This window comes from Nocardia sp. NPDC004722, from assembly GCF_053601505.1.
The window spans coordinates 1-3,300 of the sequence record NZ_JBSGBY010000787.1 but is presented as its reverse complement, the minus strand read 5'-3'; the positions used below and the strand labels follow the sequence as shown (position 1 = coordinate 3,300).

At 67.1% G+C, this 3,300-nt stretch carries 3 protein-coding genes and 1 pseudogene; all 4 read right to left on the bottom strand.

Annotated elements, in window-relative coordinates; genetic code table 11:
- Positions 1–114: 114 nt before the first annotated feature.
- Positions 115–777: a hypothetical protein gene (locus ACWELQ_RS41835; protein WP_452402528.1), complete on the bottom strand. Its 663-nt coding sequence runs from the start codon at positions 775–777 to the stop codon at positions 115–117.
- Between the two features lie 255 nt (positions 778–1,032).
- Complete coding sequence (locus ACWELQ_RS41830; RefSeq protein ID WP_452402527.1) at positions 1,033–1,737, bottom strand: hypothetical protein; 705 nt, start codon at positions 1,735–1,737, stop codon at positions 1,033–1,035.
- Positions 1,738–1,901: 164 nt separating this feature from the next.
- A complete protein-coding gene (locus tag ACWELQ_RS41825; protein ID WP_452402526.1) occupies positions 1,902–2,879 on the bottom strand; it encodes a cytochrome c oxidase assembly protein in 978 nt (325 codons plus the stop codon).
- Positions 2,880–2,953: 74 nt separating this feature from the next.
- A pseudogene (locus tag ACWELQ_RS41820) lies at positions 2,954–3,300 on the bottom strand (phosphoesterase); the annotation flags it as partial.

The following is a 3,300-nucleotide window of genomic DNA, read 5'->3' as shown; positions in this document are numbered from 1 at the left end:
GCCGGATCGTCATTCGACGATCCGGCCCGAATTCTTTTGTCAGCCGATGTCTCCTGCACAGACATCGTGTCCCACCGGGGACCCGTGGTGGTCTCGGCTCCCCGCGTTACCCGATCAGGAGGCCGGGGCGGCGTCCGGCGCGGCCAGGCGGGCGCCCAGGCCGATGCCGATGGCGATGGCGGCGATGCCGCCGGTCAGCACCAGACCGGCCGCGGCACCGATCGGGATGCCGATGCCCGCGCCCATCAGGCAGCCGCCGATCCAGCCCGGGAGCAGCACCGGGGTGCCGAGGACAGCGCCGAGGACACAGCCGCCGACGCCGCCGATGAGGGTGCCGATCAGGGTGCCCATACCGGTCGCGATGCCGAACTGCGACGAGGCCGAGGACCAGGCGGCATCCTGATCGGCCTGGCTGGCGACGTTGTGCAGCACCGGGGCCGGGGTGGCGGCGGCCGGGTCCATGTTCGGGGTGAAAGTGGCGGTGTTGCCGTCGATTTGGGCGGCGACCGGGTGGGCCAGCCCGTCCATCTGGAACAACAGCGGGAACGCGGTCACCAGAGCGCCGTTGTCGTCACGCACCTGGAACTGCCCGTCCTGCGTGTCCAGCGAACCGAGATCCGTCTTCAGCACGACCGAAGCGCCTTCGATCTTGGCGTCCCAGTGGATGCCGGGGGCGTCGGTGGCGGCGGCAGGGGCGTCCGCGTAGGCGGTGCCGGCGCTGATTCCGAGGGCCGCGATGGCGAGGGCCGACGTGGCGGCGAACTTCTTGAAACGCATTACTTCTCGTCGCTTTCTTGAACGGGCGCTTCCCTCTTGGGAGCGAGGTCCTCATCGAGCACCCGAGATAAGATAAGCCAGCTAATGTTGCCTAGTTGTTGCCAAAACGTGCCGAAAACGGTCCGAAACGTATGTAACGCGTAAAGAACATGTTCCCAGAGTCTTGGATCACACTTAGAAGCAATCTTTGGGTACACGAAAAAGGCCCGTATCAATACATGTATTGACCGGGCCTTTGTTGTCGCGAATTACCGGCTATCCCTGTTCGGCGGGGTTGTTGATGCGGTTCAAGAACACGATTCCGACGATGATCGCGGCGGGCACACCGACGAGCACCAAACCGGCGGCGGCGCCGAGGGTGATGCCGGTGGCCGCTCCGGCGAGCGCGGCGGGAATCGAGAACACGCCGCCACCGGCGATACCGCCGATGACCAGACCCAGCGAACCGCCGATGACGGTGCCGACCAGAGTTCCGATCGCGGTGGCCAGACCGAACTGGGTGGCGGCGGCCGAGACGGCGTCGTCGAAGCTCGACTGCTTGGAGCTGGTCACGTCGTGCAGCGGCAGGGCGGTCGGGCGGGCCGAGGCCGGATTCGTGTCCGGGGTCAGGGTCGCGCGCAGACCGTTCACGGTGGCCTGGATCGGGTAGTCGAGGTCGTTCACGGTGTAGGACAACGGAACCGCGGTGACCACCACGCCATTGTCGTCGCGGACCTGAAGCTGGCCGTTGTCGGTGGTGAGCGAGCCCTTGTCGGTGTCGACGACCACGGAGTCGCCCTCGATCTTGGCGTTCCAGTGGATGGACGGGGCGACCTGGGCGATGCCCTGGTTCACGCCGTCGATGAGGGAGGGCAGGACGGGAACGGGCGCCGGGGCGGGTTCGGCGTGGGCGAGGCCGGCGGTGACGCCGAGCGCGGCGATGACCATCGTCGAGGTAGCGGCGAACTTGCGGATCTGCATGGCGCTTGCTTTCTGGCGGTGTTGACCTTCCTCTGGGTGCCTCCCGAGAGCGAAGTGGACGAGGGTTTCGGGCGTCCAGGTCAAGCGTCCAGTAAAAGCAAGCTAAGAAATAGCTACAAATGTCCTTAGATTGTCGAAGCCGCTCAGCGGCTTGCCGAAGCCGCTCAGCGCCGGAAGCGCTCGCGCAGCTGCGGATCGTTCTCCCACCACAAACCGGTCGACACCGGCTCGTCCTCCTCGGCGACCGCCGCGCTCGACATCCGCATGCGCTTCGGCCGCGCGGCCTCGGCCGCGTCGAGTTCGGCGTCCATCTCCCCGGCCTTGCGCTTCTCGTCGGCGGCGAAGGCGCGCATGACGACCAGCGAGTAGATCAGCCCCAGCAGATCGCCGAGCAGCCACAGGATGCCCGCGCCGACCGTCTGGTCCATTCGCATGTCCGGACCCCAGGTGCGGCCCACCTCGGTGTAATAGCCCGCGGCGACCAGTGGTCCCAACCACAGCACGATGCCGAGAATGCCGTCGGCCAGCGATTCGGCGATGGTGATCAGCAGCGACAGTCCCTGCGTGAAGTGCTTGGGCGTCGGGTCGATCTGCAGGCGTGAGTAGAAGTACAGGAACCCGATGGCCACCACGAGGATTCGGGTGACGGCGTCGACGCCCCCGTTGCGCAGCACCGACTCGTACCAGGGCGAGAGGAACAGCGCCCAGGGCAGCAGCAGGATCAGCACCGACGCGGTGGCCGGATGGGTGAGCACCCGGGCGACACCGCCGGTGAGCATGGCGTCCAGTCGTTTCCGGCCCGCCGGACCCAATGCCGCGCGCAGCACCGTGAACGGCGCACCGCAGGCCAGCGCGAACGGGACCAGGTAGAGCAGGATCAACACCTGCAACGCCCGCACCCAGAACAACGTGTCGGAGTAGACGCCGACCATGCCGAGCCCGGAGTACAACCAGACACCCAGCCCGGCGAGGGCGAAGCAGACGGCCCGCCCGGTCGAAAGCTGTTCGCCGCGTTGGCGTCCCTTGACGAAGCAGAAGGCGTAGGCGAGACCCAGCAGGGCGGTGACCAGGACAGTCGAGGTGTCCCACCGCCAGGAGCTCACCACACTGCTCACGTGCAGCGGTGTTTCGATCCGTACCACGGCGTCAAGTATGCGCCGCGCGCTCACGGCGGTTCATCCGCCCTACGACGCGCGGTCGTTCTGCCTGACGAGAGCTAGCGGGACACCATGCGCCGGTAGGTGACCTTGTCGAACTCGCGGCCGTTCTCGTCGACGGCGATCACGTCCATCTCGCTGGCGAAGACGCCCGGCCGCACATCGACCCGGATGAAGGAGTAGCGGCTGAAGCGCACCCGTGACCAGGCCGCCGCCTCCTTGGTCTCCTTGCCGTCGGAACCCCACAGGGTGGACTCGGGCACGAAGGTGTCGGGTTTCTCGTTGCCGCGGTAGGTGTCTCCGCCCGCGAAGGTGCCGTGCGCCGCGCCGCCACCGCCGACCACGTAGTAGACGGTGCCGTCGGTGTCGGGGTAGACGATCGAGTTGTCGGGCGCGGCCTTGGTGG

Bases quoted from the DNA above. Each gene is read 5' to 3' on its own strand.
- ACWELQ_RS41835 (WP_452402528.1), bottom strand. From the start codon at position 777: ATGCGTTTCAAGAAGTTCGCCGCCACGTCGGCCCTCGCCATCGCGGCC.
- ACWELQ_RS41830 (WP_452402527.1), bottom strand. From the start codon at position 1,737: ATGCAGATCCGCAAGTTCGCCGCTACCTCGACGATGGTCATCGCCGCG.